Origin of the sequence: Nocardiopsis sp. TNDT3, assembly GCF_003427465.1 — a bacterium.
In the GTDB taxonomy this organism is placed as follows: Bacteria; Actinomycetota; Actinomycetes; order Streptosporangiales; family Streptosporangiaceae; genus Nocardiopsis; species Nocardiopsis dassonvillei.
In genome coordinates this window covers 1-1,648 of sequence record NZ_QPFC01001286.1, presented here as the reverse complement: position 1 = coordinate 1,648, position 1,648 = coordinate 1, and the positions used below count along the sequence as shown (strand labels likewise).

General features: G+C 73.0%; 1 protein-coding gene. It reads right to left on the bottom strand.

The genetic code is table 11. The features are described from left to right. Window positions 1–45: 45 nt before the first annotated feature. Window positions 46–1,554, bottom strand: coding sequence for a nucleobase:cation symporter-2 family protein (locus DQW06_RS26905; protein WP_013151769.1), 1,509 nt, complete (start codon window positions 1,552–1,554; stop codon window positions 46–48). Window positions 1,555–1,648: the final 94 nt, after the last annotated feature.

The window sequence follows — 1,648 nt, the reverse complement described above, 5'->3', positions numbered from 1 at the left end:
CCCCGGCTCCGGGGGCGGGAGGCGGGGCCCCCGCCCCGTCGGCGGTCACGCCCGGGGCTTGTCCAGGGGCTCGGCGCCCCCGTCGCGGTAGGCCTCCCGGGCCTGGTCGGTGTACTTGGCCTCCCCGGGACCGGCGCTGCCGATCTCCTCGGCGTCGATCTCGGCCGGGGCGGCGGAGCTCCCGCGTCCGATCACGTTGAAGCACACGTTGAGCACGATCGCCACGACGGCCGCGCCGATGATGCCCGAGTGCGCGACCAGCTCCACCGACTCGGGCAGGAACGCGTAGAAGGTCGGGTAGGCCAGCGGGATGACCGCCACGCCCACGGAGGCGGCCACCAGCACCAGGTTGAGGTTGTTGGTGAAGTCCACCTTGGCCAGGGTCTTGACGCCGCTGGCGGCCACGCTGCCGAACAGCACCAGGCCCGCGCCGCCGAGCACGGGCGTGGGGATGGCCGCCATGGCGCCGCCCAGCACCGGGAACATCCCCAGCGCGACGAGGATGCCCGCGCCGGTGGCCACCACGTAGCGGCTGCGCACCTTGGTCAGGGCCAGCAGTCCGATGTTCTGCGCGAAGGAGCTGGTGGGGGTGGCGCTGAAGACCGGCCCGATGATCGACCCGCTCACGTCGGCGCGCAGGCCCGCCGAGATGCGCTTGGCGTCCACCTTCGAGCCGGTGATCTCCCCGACCGCGATGATGTGCGAGGCCCCCTCGGTCAGGACCACGAGCATGATGACGCACATGGTGACGACCGCGGCGACCTCGAACCGGGGCGCGCCGAAGTAGAACAGCGAGGTCGGGTCGAACACGATGTCGGCCTCGCCCACCCGGCTGAAGTCGGCCATGCCCAGGGGGACGGCGACCAGGGTGCCCACGACCAGGCCCAGGAGGATGGACAGCCGCCCCCAGATGCCGGGGAGGACCCGGGAGCCGAGCACGATCACCCCGAGGGTGAGCCCGGCCAGTCCGAGGTTGGCCAGGGGCGCGGCCGGGACCGTGGAGCCGTCCTCCAGGGTGCGGGCGCCGCCGTCCATGATCCACCGCGCCGCCACCGGCATGAGGCTGACGCCGATGACGGTGATGATGGTGCCCGTGACGATCGGGGGGAAGAAGCGGATCAGCTGCCCGAAGAACGGCGTCAGCGCCAGGGCGAAGACTCCGGCGGCGAGCGAGGCGCCGAAGGCCACGGGCAGGTTCTCGCCGTCCTGCCCCGCGGCCAGGGAGGTGATGGCGCTGACGGGGACGAAGGAGCAGGCCACCACGATCGGCATCTGTGCGCCGACGCGCCGGTGGCCCACGGTCTGCATGAGGGTGGCGAACCCCGCCACGAGGAGCGCGCCGCTGACGAGGATGCCCATGGCGGCGGGGTCGTTCGCGAGCCCGGCGGCGGCGCCGATGACGAGGGCCGGCGCCACCGCGCCGGCGTACATGGTGAGGATGTGCTGGAGCCCGTAGACCAGGAGCAGCCGCGCGGGCAGCTTCTCGTCCTCGGGGCGGGGGGAGGAGGCGGCGTTCGTTGTGGCCGAGTCCTTCGCGGACGGACTGTTCGACATGGCCAGTTTCCAGCCTTTGCGATCGGCGGCCACCCCGGAGGGGGCCGAACTCTCGGGCACGGGGCCCGGTGGTGTCGCACCGGCCCGACACCCC

Coding starts and splice junctions, on each gene's coding strand:
- DQW06_RS26905 (WP_013151769.1), bottom strand. CDS start 1,554: ATGTCGAACAGTCCGTCCGCGAAGGACTCGGCCACAACGAACGCCGCC.